The organism is Streptomyces sp. NPDC000941, from assembly GCF_053599555.1.
The window spans coordinates 1-15,022 of sequence record NZ_JBSFMM010000108.1 but is presented as its reverse complement, the minus strand read 5'-3'; the positions used below and the strand labels follow the sequence as shown (position 1 = coordinate 15,022).

General features: G+C 70.9%; 13 protein-coding genes and 1 pseudogene. 10 read left to right on the top strand and 4 right to left on the bottom strand.

The features are described from left to right. Positions 1-13 precede the first annotated feature (13 nt). Complete coding sequence (locus ACWDSL_RS30020) at positions 14-421, bottom strand: hypothetical protein (protein WP_450490676.1); 408 nt, start codon at positions 419-421, stop codon at positions 14-16. Positions 422-1,110: 689 nt separating this feature from the next. Between ACWDSL_RS30020 and ACWDSL_RS30015 the strand changes: the two genes are divergently transcribed. After that, positions 1,111-1,416 (top strand): helix-turn-helix domain-containing protein, encoded by a 306-nt coding sequence (locus tag ACWDSL_RS30015; RefSeq protein WP_450490674.1) that lies wholly within the window; start codon positions 1,111-1,113, stop codon positions 1,414-1,416. Positions 1,417-1,429: 13 nt separating this feature from the next. Here ACWDSL_RS30015 and ACWDSL_RS30010 read toward each other — a convergent pair whose 3' ends face one another. Beyond that, entirely contained in the window at positions 1,430-2,227 is a 798-nt protein-coding gene (locus tag ACWDSL_RS30010; RefSeq protein WP_450490672.1) for a hypothetical protein, read from the bottom strand. A gap of 595 nt (positions 2,228-2,822) precedes the next feature. On the opposite strand from ACWDSL_RS30010, the gene ACWDSL_RS30005 reads away from it, so the two are divergent. The 8 genes from ACWDSL_RS30005 (at position 2,823) to ACWDSL_RS29970 (ending at position 11,236) form a co-directional block, all read left to right on the top strand. Then, positions 2,823-3,992 (top strand): acyl-CoA dehydrogenase family protein, encoded by a 1,170-nt coding sequence (locus tag ACWDSL_RS30005; protein WP_450490670.1) that lies wholly within the window; start codon positions 2,823-2,825, stop codon positions 3,990-3,992. After that, positions 3,989-4,951, top strand: coding sequence for a bifunctional MaoC family dehydratase N-terminal/OB-fold nucleic acid binding domain-containing protein (locus ACWDSL_RS30000; protein WP_450490668.1), 963 nt, complete (start codon positions 3,989-3,991; stop codon positions 4,949-4,951). The genes ACWDSL_RS30005 and ACWDSL_RS30000 overlap by 4 nt, the downstream gene beginning before the upstream one ends. Next, positions 4,951-6,105, top strand: coding sequence for an acyl-CoA dehydrogenase family protein (locus ACWDSL_RS29995; protein ID WP_450490666.1), 1,155 nt, complete (start codon positions 4,951-4,953; stop codon positions 6,103-6,105). The genes ACWDSL_RS30000 and ACWDSL_RS29995 overlap by 1 nt, the downstream gene beginning before the upstream one ends. Then, positions 6,102-6,578: a MaoC family dehydratase gene (locus ACWDSL_RS29990; protein WP_450490664.1), complete on the top strand. Its 477-nt coding sequence runs from the start codon at positions 6,102-6,104 to the stop codon at positions 6,576-6,578. Before ACWDSL_RS29995 ends, ACWDSL_RS29990 begins: the two co-directional genes overlap by 4 nt. Next, positions 6,575-7,741 (top strand): lipid-transfer protein, encoded by a 1,167-nt coding sequence (locus tag ACWDSL_RS29985; protein WP_450490662.1) that lies wholly within the window; start codon positions 6,575-6,577, stop codon positions 7,739-7,741. The genes ACWDSL_RS29990 and ACWDSL_RS29985 overlap by 4 nt, the downstream gene beginning before the upstream one ends. A gap of 53 nt (positions 7,742-7,794) precedes the next feature. After that, positions 7,795-8,724: a DUF1906 domain-containing protein gene (locus ACWDSL_RS29980; RefSeq protein WP_450490660.1), complete on the top strand. Its 930-nt coding sequence runs from the start codon at positions 7,795-7,797 to the stop codon at positions 8,722-8,724. A 164-nt stretch (positions 8,725-8,888) separates the two neighbouring features. Next, positions 8,889-9,419, top strand: a complete 531-nt coding sequence (locus ACWDSL_RS29975) for a SigE family RNA polymerase sigma factor (RefSeq protein ID WP_089507296.1) — start codon at positions 8,889-8,891, stop codon at positions 9,417-9,419. 164 nt (positions 9,420-9,583) lie between these two features. After that, a complete protein-coding gene (locus tag ACWDSL_RS29970) occupies positions 9,584-11,236 on the top strand; it encodes a long-chain fatty acid--CoA ligase (protein ID WP_450490658.1) in 1,653 nt (550 codons plus the stop codon). A gap of 125 nt (positions 11,237-11,361) precedes the next feature. Here the strand turns inward: ACWDSL_RS29970 and ACWDSL_RS29965 are convergent, their stop codons facing one another. Beyond that, positions 11,362-12,675, bottom strand: a complete 1,314-nt coding sequence (locus ACWDSL_RS29965; protein WP_450490656.1) for an MFS transporter — start codon at positions 12,673-12,675, stop codon at positions 11,362-11,364. A 123-nt stretch (positions 12,676-12,798) separates the two neighbouring features. On the opposite strand from ACWDSL_RS29965, the gene ACWDSL_RS29960 reads away from it, so the two are divergent. Beyond that, the gene (locus ACWDSL_RS29960) at positions 12,799-13,395 is read left to right on the top strand and encodes a TetR family transcriptional regulator (protein WP_089507293.1); all 597 of its coding nucleotides are present in this window, start codon (positions 12,799-12,801) and stop codon (positions 13,393-13,395) included. Positions 13,396-13,486: 91 nt separating this feature from the next. On the opposite strand, the pseudogene ACWDSL_RS29955 reads toward ACWDSL_RS29960, so the two are convergent. Then, positions 13,487-15,022, bottom strand: a pseudogene (locus ACWDSL_RS29955) (response regulator); the annotation flags it as partial.

Sequence of the window (15,022 nt, the reverse complement as noted above, 5' to 3'; positions counted from 1 at the left end):
AACGGGACGATTCCTAGTGGTCGTTGAAGTACACGTAATACTCGGAATCTGTATTGTCCGAGGGCTCCTTCGAGACCGAGAAGCCAATGTCGTGGTTTTCCGGAAGGTTGTAAACGCCGCCGTCCGACGCGTGCCGGTAACTGCACTTCCCGTCGTTCTTGGTGTCGGTGAGGCTGTACAAGAACTTGCCGGTCATGTGGTCGAAGACGTTCACCCACGCCTTCTTGCCGTCGGCCTTGGTGTCGCAGACCTTCACATGGTCGCCGTTCTCCTCGAAGTAGGCCGACGCGGCCCTGCCGCCGTCATACAGCGGCCCGTGGTCCCAGGAAATCGCCTGAGCAGAGCCCGGCGCCATGGCCACTGCGAACGCCGCCATGGCCAGTGCGGATACTCCGCCCTGAACGATTCTCTTGATGCGCAATTCATTCTCCCCTGGTTCTACGGTTACGGCCGTATGAAGCTAACAGTAGAAGACGGGTTCTTTGCCGGCCGGATCGCTTGTAAGGCGAACTTAACGAGAAGGCGTGACAATTCGCGGATAATTTTCCCGGCGTTGAACGCTTTTAGCGTCTAACGGCCGTGGAGGGATGATCGGGACTTATCGCGCTTCCGGGTCGCTGTTGATCCCGACGGTCAGGGAACTCTTCTAGTGGTGTGAGCCCGCAGGAGGCGCACCAGGGCGGGCGGGGTGGGCGCGGACCGAGTCGTCTTACGGGCCCGTCGCTTGAGGCCCCTGGTGTCGTACGACTCCCCGCTGTCCGTCCAGGCGGAGCCGACGCGGGGAGTGCTGCCGGACAGCACCGGTTCGCCCCAGCCCTCGTCCGGCAGCGTGCAGGCCGACGCGAGGCGGCGGGGCGGATGGCCGCGTAGTAGAGGCAGCCGAAGGAAGCTCCGGCCGTGATCTGGCCGAAATCGTATGGTGCCTGCCGTCGTTGCAGGTCACAGCCGGGAAATGAGGCGCGATCCGGCGGCTGCTCGCGAGATTGAGCCGAAAGTGGGCTTTTAGCTGAAGCTAAAGGTGGGATCCTGAGACTGTGAAGCGAGGAGTGAGGCCAGGAAGGCGACCCGCTTAGTTTGGAGTGATGCATCTTGCCGTGGAAGAGCAGAGGTGTGAGGGCGGAGGCCGCCGACGCCGCCGGTGAGCGGCTCGCTCGGCAGGCCACCGTGGAGGTGGCCGGGGTGTTGGGCAAGCGCGACATGAGCCGGGCTGACCTCGCCAGGCTGATGGGTGTGAGCCCGGGCCGGGTGAGTCAGATCCTCTCCGGCGACGAGAATCTGACGCTGCGCAGTCTTGCTGCTGTGGCGGAGGCGCTTGAACTCGACGTGAGAATCAGCTTCGCCGAGCCCAAGGCCGTCCCGCAGGACGTGACCACGATGCGGCACGGCGGTTCCGACGCGTACGTCTATACCCATTGAAGAGGGGGGCGCGTCACAGATGTGGCGCGGGGGCCTCTGCGAGCGGTTCGATGGCCATCGCCGTCTGCCGGATCCGCATGAGGTCCCTGTCGCCGCTGCGCTTCCCGTGCTTGTAGCCGAATTCGAGCATCTGCACGCAGGCTTCCTTGGCCTTGGCCAGGGCCTGCCGGCAGTCCTCCGTCTCCTCTTTCGTCCGGCTGTGCAGCTCTTTGGGGAAGTCCTGAAGTTCTCGCTGCCGTCTGTTCGCCTCGACTTCGGCCTCGACCTTCGTGGCCTCGTCCAGTAGCGCCACCACGTCTTCGTACAGACCGTCGATGGCCGCCTTGTCCTTGGTCTGCAGGGCACAGCCGCACAGGTGCGCGCGGGCGTCGAAGGCGAACATGCGGAGTTGCGCGATGTCCTGGAAGTCCCGGACCATCCGTTCGCAGTGGCAGTACATGTCGTGGACCAGCCGCCGTTCCAGGTGGCCGAGCAGCACGGCGATTCCCAGGGTGATCACGGCGACGAAAGGCGGGGTGGACTGCTGGTTCTGCTGCTGGCGGACCCGCGGGGCCAGCGCGCCCCCGGCGGCGGCCGCGGCCACGGCGGGCGGTACGTCGGCGGCGTGGGGCAGCAGGAGCGTGATGGTGATCAGCGCCGCGGCGCAGGTGCAGGCCATGATCGTGCCGCACAGTGCCATCGACCGCGTGGTCCCCAGCAGGCGGCCCTTCTCGGCGAACCGGTACACCAGCGAGATCCAGGTGACCAGCGCGCAGAGCCCCATGGGTAACACGAAGTGTGCGAACCACCCCTGTGCATAGAGCTCGTGCACGACTCCCCCTGGTCCCGCTCTGATGTCGCTGTCACGGTTGCCGAGCGTCCGGTCATGGGGAGAGCGGGAAACCGGATTCACTGTCCGCCTGGGTGCGGAAGCGCCGACCAGTGGCCGTGCCATCCCCTCACGGAGCGTCTCGTCGCGCCCTCACGATAGTCCCACTGAAACGCGTAGCGCACAGGTCACTTTCTGTACAACTTGGGGTCGTGACGGCGGTGTCGCCGCTGATGGTGGCCGAAAGTAAGAGGTAGGCGAGCCCTTTTAAACCTTCCGTGCGCCCTCGCCACGCGCGCTGCGCTCACGCACCTCAATCATGCTTGCGTGGTAATGAGCCGGGTTGTGTGGTTCGCCGATCATCGGGCTGGGCAACTCTGGTTGCGCGTCTCTCCGAGTCTTGTCGACCGTGGAGGAAGTGATTCATTGATTCCAGGGGACGGTTGAGGTCATACGGCCGTGCGGTGGTACTGGGGTGCCGCCGCACCGCCTTGTCCGCGGTCGTGCGACCTTGACAGCGTCGAATTATCTGACGGATAGTCAGAAAGCTTTCGGCCCGGATGTGCGACGCCGTCGAGCGAAGGGGAGACCGCTGCCCATGCACCTCGCCCCCACCCCCCGCCAGCGGCGGCTGCGCGAGGAACTCCGCGGCTACTTCCGCGATCTGATCAGCCCCGAGACGCGCACCGCGCTGCTGAATGACCCGGCCCTGCAGCGGCAACTGCTGCGGCGCATCGGCGCCGACGGTCTGCTGGGGCTCGGCTGGCCCGTCGAGTACGGCGGCCAAGGGCGCGGCCCCGACGAGCAGTTCGTCTTCTTCGACGAGGCGTACCGGGCCGGCGCGCCGGTCTCCATGGTCACGCTCAACACCGTCGGCCCGACCCTGATGAAGTACGGCACCGAGGAGCAGAAGCGGACCTTCCTGCCGCGCATCCTCAGCGGCGAAGTCGTCTTCGCCATCGGCTACTCGGAGCCGGAGGCCGGCACGGACCTCGCCTCCCTGCGCACCAGGGCCGTACGGGACGGCGACGACTGGCTGATCGACGGCGCCAAGACCTTCACCAGCAACGCGCACAACGCCGACTGGATCTGGCTGGCCTGCCGCACCGATCCGGCGGCCCGCAAACACGAGGGCATCTCCATCATCCTGGTGCCGACCGACACTCCCGGCTTCTCCTGGACGCCGATCGAGACGGTGGCGGGGCTGACCACCACGGCGACGTACTACGACTCGGTCCGCGTCCCGGCCGACCACCTCGTGGGTGAGGAGAACGGCGGCTGGGGACTGATCACCAACCAGCTCAACCACGAGCGGGTCGCGCTCGCCGCCATCGGTATGCAGGCCGAGGACTTCTACCAGGCGGCGCTCGCCCACGCCCGCACGCCGGATCCGCAGACCGGCGTGCGCCCCGCCGACCAGCCCTGGGTGCGGTCCCGGCTCGCCGAGGCGTACGCCCGGCTGGCGGCCACCCGGCTGCTCAACTGGCGGCTGGTGGGGGATGTGGGGGCGGGGACGCTGAGCCCGGGCGATGCGAGCGGAGTCAAGTTCGCGGGAACCGAAAGCGCCGTCGAGGTGTACAGGATGTGTCAGGAGATTGTGGGGGAAGCGGGGCTGATCCGGGCGGGATCGCCGGGCGCGTTCGGCGACGGCGAGCTCGAGCGGATGAACCGGGCCGCGCAGATCAACACCTTCGGGGGCGGTGCGAGTGAGGTACAGCGGGAAATCGTGGCCACGATGCGGCTCGGCATGCGGCGGGGGCAGCGATGACTGGTGAGCGGACGGTCGGTGAGGGGGCCGCCGGTGAGCGGACGGATGGTGGCGGCTCCTGCGCTGATGACTTTTACGGGCGGCTGCGGGCGTACGAGGGCCGGGCGGCTGCGTCCCGGGGCGAGGGCAAGGATCCGGTCAACGAGCCGATGATCAGGCACTGGTGCGAGGCGATGGGCGACACCAATCCCGCCTATCCGGCCATCGCACCGCCGACGATGCTGCAGGTGTGGACGATGGGCGGGCTGTCCGGCCATGTGGGCGGCTCGGCCCGGTCCGAGGCGTACGACGAGCTGTTGGCCCTCCTCGACGGGGCGGGCTGCACCTCGGTTGTCGCCACGGACTGCGAGCAGGAGTATCTGCGCCCTTTGCGGCCGGGCGATCGGATCACCTTCGACGCGGTGATCGAGTCGGTCTCGCCCCGCAAGACCACCAAACTGGGCTCCGGCCATTTCGTCACGACGCGTATGGACATCCGGGCGGGTGGGGAGCTGGTCGGAAATCACCGCTTCCGCATCCTCAAGTACGCCCCGACGCGGCGGGCAGCCGAGGCGAAGGAGGCGCGGCGGCCGCGCCCCGTGATCAACCGTGACAACGCCGGTTTCTGGGCGGGGGTCGCCGAGCACAGACTGCTCATCCAGCGCTGCACGGACTGCGGGACACTCCGCTTCCCCTGGCTCCCCGGATGCGGTGCGTGCGGCTGCCAGGAGTGGGAGACGGTCGAGGCGTCGGGCGGCGGGACGGTGTTCAGCTATGTCGTCATGCACCACCCGCCGTTCCCGGCCTTCGACCCTCCGTACGCCGTAGGCCTGATCGAGCTCGCGGAAGGGGTGCGGATGATCAGCAACATCACGGGGGTGCCGTACGACAAGGTCCGCATCGGGATGCCCGTCGAGCTGGAATTCATCCGCGTGGACGCCGATTTGGAGCTTCCCGTCTTCCGAGGGGCGGTGGCCTGATGGACTTCGCGCCCACCGAGGAGCAGCGAGCCGCGCGCGAGCTGGCGGCCGAGATCTTCGGCGACCTGTCCACCCACGAGCGGCTGTCCGCCCTCGGCACCGGCACGGACGCCGAGCTGTGGAAGGCGCTGTGCGCCGCGGGGCTTCCGGCCGCTGTGGAGGAGATCGGCCTGGTCGGGCTCGTTCTGCTGCTGGAGGAGCAGGGCAGGACCACCGCCCAGGTGCCGCTCGCGGTGACATGTGCGTACGGACTGCTGCCGGTGGCCGTCCATGGCACGGCGGAGCAGCGCGACCGGCTGCTGCCCGCCCTGCGGGAGGGCACCGCGGTGGCGACGGGCGCGTTCGGCTCGGGGGTGGCCACCGCTCGTCGGACGGCGCATGGCTGGCGGCTGAGCGGCGCCTTCCCCGCCGTGCCCTGGCTCCGGGCGGCGACCCATGTCCTGGTGCCGGCCGATGTCGTGGTGTGGGCCCATGAGGCGGAGGCGGCCCAGGGTACGGACGCGGGCCCCGCAGCCTCTGCGGGGTTACGGGCGGAACCGCGCTGCTTCCTGGTCGACGTCCACGCCGCCGGGACCGAAGCCGCCGGGACCGTCGCGGACGGGGCCGGCGCCGTTCTGGTCGAGGCCGTTGAGACCACCGCGCCGTGGGCGGCGGGCCGGCTGACCCTGGACGGCGCGCCCGCCGAGTTGCTTGGTGGCGAGGGGACCCATGCCGATGTGCTCGGCCGGGCCCGCGCCGCGTTCGCCGGGCTGCAGGCCGGGGTCTGCCGGGGCTCGCTCGACCGAGTGGTCCACCACACCGCGGTCCGCGAGCAGTTCGGCCGCCCGCTCTCCACCCATCAGGGCGTGCTGATGCGCGCGGCGGACGCCCATATGGACACCGAGGCCATCCGGGTCACGGCGTACGAGGCGGCCTGGCGCTACGACCAGGGCCTGCCCGCCGCCACCCATGCGCTCACCGCGGCGTGGTGGGCCTGTGAGGCGGGCAAGCGGGTGGTGCACTCGGGCCAGCATCTGCACGGCGGCATCGGCGCCGATGTGGAGCACCCGGTCCACCGGCACTTTCTGTGGGGCCGGCAGCTGGACGCGTATCTCGGACCGGCGCCCGCGCTCCTGGCCGAGCTGGGCGATGAGCTGACGGGGGTGGCCGAATGACGGTCCGCGTCGGCGACGAGCTGCCACCGCTGCGTATTCCGATCACCCGGACACTCATCGTCTCCGGCGCGATCGCCTCCCGCGATTACCAGGACGTCCACCACGATGCCGAGGCGGCCAAGGAGAAGGGCTCCCCGGACATCTTTATGAACATCCTGACGACCAATGGCCTGGTCGGCCGGTACATCACGGATCACTTCGGGCCGCACGTCCGGCTGCAGAAGGTCGCCATCCGGCTTGGCGCACCCAACTATCCCGGGGACGAGATGGTGCTGACCGGGCAGGTCACGGCGGTCATCGACGGCACCGCGGAGGTCTCGGTGACCGGGCGCAACGGCATCGGGAACCACGTCATGGGCAAGGTCACCGTGCGGCTGTCCCTGGATTTCCCAGCGAGCGCGACGGACTCACCACAGCGCGAGGCGGACTCCGCACAGCGCGAGGCAGACTCTCCGCGGGGGGAGGCACGATGAGCGTCCGCGGAGCCGACACGCTCGGCGGCCGGGCGGCCGTCGTGGGCATCGGGGCCACCGAGTTCTCCAAGGACTCCGGCCGCAGCGAGCTGAAACTGGCCGTCGAGGCCGTGCAGACCGCCCTGGACGACGCCGGACTCACCCCCGCCGACGTCGACGGGCTGGTCACCTTCACCATGGACACCAGCCCCGAGATCACCGTGGCGCAGGCGTGCGGCATCGGCGAGCTCTCGTTCTTCTCCCGCGTCCACTACGGCGGGGGAGCCGCCTGCGCCACCGTCCAGCAGGCCGCGCTCGCCGTGGCCACGGGCGTCGCCGACGTCGTGGTCTGCTACCGCGCGTTCAATGAGCGCTCCGGCCGCCGCTTCGGGTCCGGGGTGCAGCACCGTGAGCCGTCGGCCGAGGGCACCGCGCTCGGCTGGGCGCTGCCCTTCGGCCTGCTGACCCCCGCCTCCTGGGTCGCCATGGTCGCGCAGCGCTATCTGCACAGCTACGGCCTGGCTCCGGACGTCTTCGGTCATGTGGCCGTCGTGGACCGCCGCCACGCCGCCACCAACCCGGCCGCGTACTTCTACGGCAAGCCGATCACCCTCGCCGACCACGCCGCCTCCCGCTGGATCGTCGAGCCGCTGCGGCTGCTGGACTGCTGCCAGGAAACCGACGGCGGCCAGGCCCTCGTGGTCACCAGCGTCGAGCGGGCGCGTGATCTGCCGCGTCCGCCCGCCGTGATCACCGCCGCGGCGCAGGGTGCGGGCCGGGGGCAGGAGCAGATGACGAGCTTCTACCGGGACGATCTGACCGGCCTGCCCGAGATGGGAGTGGTCGCGCGCCAGCTGTGGCGCAGCAGCGGGCTGACCCCTGACGACATCGACGTGGGCATCCTCTACGACCACTTCACGCCGTTTGTGCTGATGCAGCTGGAGGAGTTCGGCTTCTGCGGGCGGGGGGAGGCCCCGGGCTTTGTCGCCGACGGCGCGCTGCCGCTCAACACCCATGGCGGCCAGCTCGGGGAGGCGTATCTGCACGGGATGAACGGGATAGCCGAAGCGGTCCGCCAGATACGCGGCACCTCCGTGAACCAGGTCCCGCACGCGGCCCGCGTCCTGGTCACGGCGGGCACCGGGGTACCGACATCCGGGCTGCTCATCGGGGCAGACGGCTGAACCGTGCGCGTGTCTGCGGGCCCGGTCCCCCCACCGGCACCTTGACTCCTCATATGGACCGAAGAAAGAAGATCAGATGGAAGATCGTCGGATGCGCGATCGGCCTGTCCGCGACGCTGGCCACGCTGATCGTCGGCGCCCCTTCCGCCGCCTCCTCTCCGGCGGCAGCCCCCGGCTTCGCCCCGGCGGCAGTGCCCGGCTTCTCGCCGGCGGCAGTCCCCGGCTTTTCCCCGGCGGTGGCCCTCCCCGACCCACGGCCGCTGGGCGCCAAGGTCTTCCAGGGCTGGGCCTTCGACACCTGCCAGGCCCCCTCGCTCGCGACCCTGCGCGCGTGGAGCAGCTCCAAGTACCGGGCGGTCGGCGTCTACTACGGCGGCCGTGGCCGGGCCTGCCCGAACCAGCCGAACCTCACCGTCTCCTGGATGCGGGGGACTCGTGACATCGGCTGGCGGGTGCTGCCCATCTACGTCGGCTCCCAGTCCCCCTGTGTCCGCAACACGAACAAGAAGCACGTCACCATCGGCAGCAAGCCCACCTCGCAGGGGCGCGAGGAAGGCAAGGACGCGGTCAAGCGCGCCAAGGCGCTGGCCATCAAGAAGCGCAGCGCGCTCTACCTCGACATGGAGGCGTACGACCAGACGCGCACCAGCTGTGCCAAGACCACCCTCTCCTTCATTCGCGGCTGGTGCCGTGAAGTGCGCTCACACGGCTACTTCCCGGGCTTCTACAGCAGCGCCGAGTCGGGGGTGCTGCATCTGGAGAAGGCCCGGGAGGCCGGTAAACACCACCTCCCCTCCGTGATGTGGTTCGCGCGGTGGAGCGGGAAGGCGTCGCTGTCCGGTGAACCGGTCCTGCCCAAGAGCGCCTGGCATCCGCACCGCCGTATCCACCAGTACGTAGGCAATGTCACCGAGAAGCACGGCGGCCGGACCCTGCATATCGACCGCAACAAGGTCGACGCACCCGTGGCGATCATCGGCTGACTCCCCCGCCCCGCCCCACCCTTGGGGCACAACCCTGACGTCGTCTGCGCCGCCCCTCCCCCCGCAGGAGGTGGTGCCAGCCCTACCCCTACAACCTGAGGGTGAGGCGGCTTCGGCACTTACGGCCGATCCCCGGCCCGCGGCCCGCTCCTAGCGTGGGAGGTATGACCACGAGTGTGTGCAACGGCGCGTCCACCGCCGCGTTCCCGTGCTTCGCGTCGTATGTGCGGGCGCGCGGGCCGGTGCTGCTGCGCACCGCCCGCGCGTTGAGCGCGAACGCCTGGGACGCGGAGGACCTGCTGCAGACCGCACTGGCCAAGACGTATCTGGCGTGGGAGCGGATAGAGGACCACAACGCGCTGGACGGCTATGTCCGCCGGGCGCTGGTGAACACGCGGACCTCGCAGTGGCGTAAGCGCAAGGTCGACGAGTTTGTGTGCGAGGAGATGCCCGAGCCGGATCCGGTCCCCGCTCCGGACCCCGCCGAACAGCAGGTGTTGCGGGACGCGATGTGGCGCGCGGTGCTGCGGCTGCCGGACCGGCAGCGGGCCATGGTCGTCCTCAGGTATTACGAGGACCTGAGCGAGGCTCAGACGGCCGAGGTGCTGGGAGTGTCCGTGGGCACGGTCAAGAGCGCCGTCTCGCGCGCCCTCGGCAAACTGCGCGAGGACCCGGCCCTCACCCGGGCTGCCTGAGCCACTCGCTTGAGCCATCTGCTTGAGCCATTTGCTGAGCCACCTGCCCGAGCCAGGGGAGCGGGTCCGGTGTGGTGACCACCGAGTAGTGACATACCGCCCGGTCGGCTGCACAATCGGCGGACACCTTGACCCGCGTGTAAACCCGCACCCTGGAGGCCCCGGTGTTCAGCACGATGCAGGACGTACCGCTGACCGTGACCCGCATCCTCGTCCATGGGGCGCTCGCGCATGGCAAGGCTCAGGTCGTCACCTGGACCGGTGACGGCGAGCCGCAGCGCCGTACCTTCCGCGAGGTGGGCCTGCGGTCCATCCAGCTCGCGAACGCCCTGCATGACGAGCTCGGCGTCGAAGAGGGCCAGGTCGTGGGCTCGCTCATGTGGAACAACTGTGAGCATCTGGAAGCGTATCTGGCGGTGCCCTCGATGGGCGCCGTACTGCACACCCTCAATCTGCGTCTGCCCGCCGCCCAGCTGACCTGGGTCGTCAATCACGCCGCGGACCGCGTGATCATCGTCAACGGCTCGCTGCTGCCGCTGCTCGCGCCGCTTCTGCCGGGGCTGAAGTCCGTCGAGCACGTGGTCGTGGCCGGGCCGGGAGACCGTTCCGTACTGGACGGCTGCCGGGCCACCGTCCACGACTACGAGGAGCTGATCGAGGGCCGTCCCGTGCGCTACCCGTGGCCCGTCATCGACGAGCGCCGGGCGGCGGCGCTGTGCTACACCTCCGGCACGACCGGCGACCCCAAGGGCGTGGCCTACAGCCACCGTTCGATCTATCTGCACTCGATGCAGATCAACAGCGTTGAGGGCTTCGGTATGTCGGGGAAGGAGATGGTGTTGCCTGTGGTGCCGATGTTCCATGCGAACGCGTGGGGCACCACGCACTCCGCCTTCATGACGGGCGCCTCCATCCTGATGCCCGACCGCTTTCTGCAGCCTGGACCGCTCGCCGACATGATCGAAACGGTCCGGCCCACCGTCAGCGCCGCCGTCCCCACCATCTGGCAGGGGCTGCTGGCCGAGCTCGACGCGAGGCCGCGAGACGTGTCCAGTCTGCGCGAGGTCTACATCGGCGGGGCGGCCTGCCCGCCATCCCTGATGAGGGCGTTCGAGGAGCGGCACGGCATCCGGGTCGTGCACGCGTGGGGCATGACGGAGCTCTCGCCGCTCGGGTCCGTGGGCCATCCGCCCGCTGGTCTCACGGCGGAGGAGGAGTGGCGGTACCGGGAGTCCCAGGGCCTGTTCCCGGCTTCGGTGGAGTACCGGCTGACCTCGGCCGACGGCGAGCTCGTGCCCTTGGACGGCACATCGGTGGGCGAGCTGGAGGTGCGCGGCCCGTGGATCGCGGGCGCGTACTTCGGCGGGGCCGAGGGCGAGCCCTTCCGCCCGGAGGACAAGTTCACGCCGGACGGCTGGCTGAAGACCGGCGATGTCGGCGCCATAACGGAGGACGGCTTCCTGACGCTGACGGACCGGGCCAAGGACGTCATCAAGTCGGGCGGCGAATGGATTTCGTCGGTGGAGCTGGAGAACCACCTGATGGCCCACCCCGATGTCGCCGAGGCGGCGGTGGTGGCGGTGCCGGACGAGAAGTGGGGGGAGCGCCCGCTGGCGACAGTGGTGCTCAAGGACGGCTCCGGCGTCGGCTACGAGGCGCTTCGGGCGTTCCTCGCGGAGCGGGTCGCGCACTGGCAGCTGCCGGAGCGCTGGGCGCTGATCGAGGAGGTGCCGAAGACGAGCGTCGGGAAGTTCGACAAGAAGGTCATCCGCAGGCGGTACGCGGACGGTGAGCTGGAAGTCACGCAGCTGTCCTGACCTGCTCCGACCCGTCTCACCCGGCCTGCCCGGGCTGAACGTGACGCGGCTCGGTCGGACCGCCGACAGGGGGGCGCGGATGACCAGCCGCGCCCCCCTGCATGCCCCGATGCGCCCGAAACCATTCAGCGCGTACGGGCGGCACGGACGGTTCGGGCGGTACGCGTGACACGGCCGGGGCGCCCGGCGGCGCCCAGCCAGCCCAGGGCCAGCCAGCAGGCGGCGACGGCGCACACCCCGCTCCAGCCCCAGTGCCCGAACGCCGGCGCGGCGAGCGCGGAGGCGGCCGCTCCGCCGATGAACGCCGCGACGATATAAGCGGTGTTGGCCGTGGCCGGCGAGGCGGTCGCGGTCAGGGCCCGGGTCTGGTTGGCCACCTGTCCCGCCATCAGCCCCGCGTGCAGCAGCACGGCCGCCGCGCACAGCGCCCAGATCCACGAGCCGCCGAGCCAGAACAGCGGTACGGAGACGGCGGCGAGCACGTACGCGAAGCCGACCACCCGGGCCGCCCCGAACCGGTCCACCAGCCCGCCGGCCAGCGGCCCCACGGCGCTCGCGGTCAGCCCGAAGAGGCCGAACAGCCCGGCCGTACCCGTGGACATCCCGTAACCGGGCCCGGTGAGCAGCAGGGCCAGGGCCGTCCACAGGGCGCTCCACGCCCCGTACATCCCGGCCTGCCGCAGACATGCGCTCCGCAGCTCGGCGGAGGCGCCCAGCACCCGCGGCACCCGGGCGATCCCCTTGAGGGCCGCCAGCGGGTCGGTCTTCGTCCGCGGCCGGGTTTCGGCGGGCAGCAGTACGGCGGTCGCCAGGCCGATGAGCGCGGTGAGGCCCGCCGCGCCGAGGAAGACCGCGCGCCAGCCGTACGCCTGACCGGCGAGACCGCCCAGCACCCGCGCCGCGACCACCCCGGCGAACAGCCCCGCGACGACGACGCCGAGGTGGCGACCGCGCCGCGCGGCAGGGGCGCGTTCGGCGACGAGCGGCACCAGTAGCTGCGGTACGACCGTGGCGGCGCTGGCCGCGAACACGGCGGCACCGAGTGCGGGCAGCCCCGGCGCCAGCCCCGCGACGACCAGGGCCGCGGCCGCCGCGGCGGACAGCGCGCCGACCAGGCGGCGGCGGTCGGCGGTGTCGCCGAGGGGTGCGAAGAGCAGCAGCCCGGCCGCGTAGCCGAGCTGGGCGACGGAGGCGATCCACCCGGCGGCCGACGGGGCGACGCCGAGGTCGCGGGCGATGAGGTTGAGGAGCGGCGCGGCGAGGTAGATGTTGGCGGCGGTCACGGCGGTGCACAGGGCGACGACCGCGAGGAACACGCCGGTGGGCGGGCCGTCGCGCCAGGTGCGGGTACGGGTGGCAGGGGCGCGGCTCCCGGCGCCGCTGCCGGTGGGGTGACTGGTCGCGGTCGGTGTCGGTGTGACCGTATTCGTACCCGTCATCGCTGGTAAACCTCCGCGCGGGCTCGCTCCGGGCTGGGTACCGGCTGGCAACTAACTGGTTGGTTGTGAGTCTGTGGGCTCCAGGAGGACGTTGTCAACCAGATAGTTGGTTACTCTGGCTCCATGGCATCGACAAGGGACGCGGAGGCGACCAAAGCCCGGATCTTCGCGGCGGCCACCGCGGAGTTCGCCGCCCACGGCATCGCGGGCGCCCGCATCGATCGCATCGCCCGCGAGGCGAAGGCCAACAAGCAGCTCATCTACGCCTACTTCGGCGACAAGGCCGAGCTGTTCAGGCAGGTGGTCCAACACGCCATGCTGGACCTCGCGGCCGCGGTCCCGCCCGACCCCGAGAACCCGGACGGCTATCTGGACCGGCTGATGGCCTACCACGCCGCGCGCCCCGAGCTGCTGCGGCTGATGCTCTGGGAGGGCCTGGAGTACGGAAGCGGCGGTTTCGAGGTCCAGCGCGAACAGGAGCGCCGGGAGTACTACGCCGCGAAGGCGGCCGCCTTCGCCGCCGCGCAGGAGAAGGGCGCGATCGAGCGGTACCTCCCACCGGAGCACCTGGTGTTCATCATCAGCGCGCTGGCGGGCTGGCCCGTCGCCGTGTCGCAGTTCCGCAATCTGCTCGTCGGCGAGACGGAGGAGGACGCGGCACAGCTGCGCGAATCGCTCCGTACGGCCGTCCGACGCCTCACCGGCACGGACGGGTCATAACGGCCCTGGTCATCACCGGCCCGGGTCATAACCGCACCCACCAGCCAGCCCGGAATGGGCTGGCCAGGGCGGCGGCCACGGCGGTACGGACTCAGTTGTTGCCGATCTTGGCCAGCAGATCCACGATCCGCCCCTGCACCTCCGCGCTCGTCGAGCGCTCCGCGAGGAACAGCACGGTCTCGCCCGAGCTCAGCCGCGACAGGTTGGCCGGATCGATGTCGGCGGAGGTGTAGACGACCAGCGGGGTGCGGTTGAGCAGCCCGTTCCCGCGCAGCCAGTCCACGATCCCGGCCCGGCGGCGGCGCACCTGCATCAGGTCCATGACCACCAGATTCGGCCGCATCTGCGCGGCGAGCGCCACCGCGTCCGCGTCCGTCGCCGCCCTCGCGACCTGCATACCGCGCCGTTCCAGCGTCGCCGTCAGCGCCTCGGAGATCGGCTGGTGCTCCTCGATCAGCAGCACTCGCGGCGGGTGCTGTTCGCTGTCGCGCGGGGCGAGCGCCTTGAACAGGACGGCCGGGTCGGCGCCGTACGCCGCCTCGCGCGACGCCTGGCCCAGCCCCGCCGTCACCAGCACCGGCACCTCCGCGGCGACCGCCGCGGTACGCAGCGACTGCAGCGCCGTACGGGTGATCGGCCCGGTCAGCGGGTCGACGAACAGCGCGGCCGGGTACGCCGCGATCTGCGCGTCCACCTCCTCGCGCGAGTGCACGATCACCGGACGGTAGCCGCGGTCGCTGAGCGCCTGCTGCGTGGACATGTCCGGCGCGGGCCATACGAGCAGCCGGCGCGGGTTGTCCAGCGGCTCGGGCGGCAGTTCGTCGTCGGGCGGCGGGGTGCGGTCGTCGACGATCTCGATGGCGCCGTTCGGCCCGTCCAGCGGCTCCGGGCCCTCGGCGCCCTCGTCGGGCGCGCCGATCGCGAAGGCGCGGCCCCCGGTCTGGGGCGAGCCGGGGCGCCCAGGTCCAGGCCCCTGCTGGGGGCGCGACTGGGCGCGGCCGGCCGGTTCGAGCTCGGCCGAGGCGGCCGAGGCGGCCGGGGCCGCCGCGGCCGCCGGGTCGGACCGGGCCGCCAGCTTGCGCCGCCTGCCCGCGGCCGCGGCCCCGGCCGTGCCGCCGGACGGCGTCTGGGGCTGGCCCTGCGGGTGGTGCGGGTGCTGCTCTGAGACCTGCTGCGCGAACGGCACGCCCTGCCCCAAGGTCCGCACGCTGATCGCGCGCCCCTGCGAGGCGTCGGGGCCCGGCCCGGCCTCGGCAGGCAACTGCTGCGGCCGGCGCTGGGGTTGCGGCGAGGGCTGGGGCTGGGGCTGCGCTGGGCCGCCCGGCCAGGGGCCCGGCTGCGGCGCGCCCTCTTCCATGGCGGGCATCCCGCCGGGCGCCGACTGCTCGTCGGCCAACGGCCGCCGGGCCCGCCGCCGCCCGGTGGGCTGCGGGGCGTCGTCCATCTCGCCCGCGTCGTAGGCGTCGTACGGACCCTCGTCCGTGTCGTACGGGCCGTCCGGCGCGGCCTGCCCGCTCGGGGGCTGGGCCCAGTCGTTCTGCTGCTGTTGGTCGGGGGTGCGTGCGGCGGGGAGGGCGGGCATGGCCGGTCCGCCCTGGACGGCCGGGGGCGTGCCGGGGCCGGGGGC

What these genes read in the sequence shown, in the direction of transcription:
- ACWDSL_RS30005 (WP_450490670.1), top strand. Translation starts at nt 2,823, where the DNA reads ATGCACCTCGCCCCCACCCCCCGCCAGCGGCGGCTGCGCGAGGAACTC.
- ACWDSL_RS30000 (WP_450490668.1), top strand. Translation starts at nt 3,989, where the DNA reads ATGACTGGTGAGCGGACGGTCGGTGAGGGGGCCGCCGGTGAGCGGACG.
- ACWDSL_RS29995 (WP_450490666.1), top strand. Translation starts at nt 4,951, where the DNA reads ATGGACTTCGCGCCCACCGAGGAGCAGCGAGCCGCGCGCGAGCTGGCG.
- ACWDSL_RS29990 (WP_450490664.1), top strand. Translation starts at nt 6,102, where the DNA reads ATGACGGTCCGCGTCGGCGACGAGCTGCCACCGCTGCGTATTCCGATC.
- ACWDSL_RS29985 (WP_450490662.1), top strand. Translation starts at nt 6,575, where the DNA reads ATGAGCGTCCGCGGAGCCGACACGCTCGGCGGCCGGGCGGCCGTCGTG.
- ACWDSL_RS29980 (WP_450490660.1), top strand. Translation starts at nt 7,795, where the DNA reads ATGGACCGAAGAAAGAAGATCAGATGGAAGATCGTCGGATGCGCGATC.
- ACWDSL_RS29975 (WP_089507296.1), top strand. Translation starts at nt 8,889, where the DNA reads ATGACCACGAGTGTGTGCAACGGCGCGTCCACCGCCGCGTTCCCGTGC.
- ACWDSL_RS29965 (WP_450490656.1), bottom strand. Translation starts at nt 12,675, where the DNA reads ATGACGGGTACGAATACGGTCACACCGACACCGACCGCGACCAGTCAC.
- ACWDSL_RS29960 (WP_089507293.1), top strand. Translation starts at nt 12,799, where the DNA reads ATGGCATCGACAAGGGACGCGGAGGCGACCAAAGCCCGGATCTTCGCG.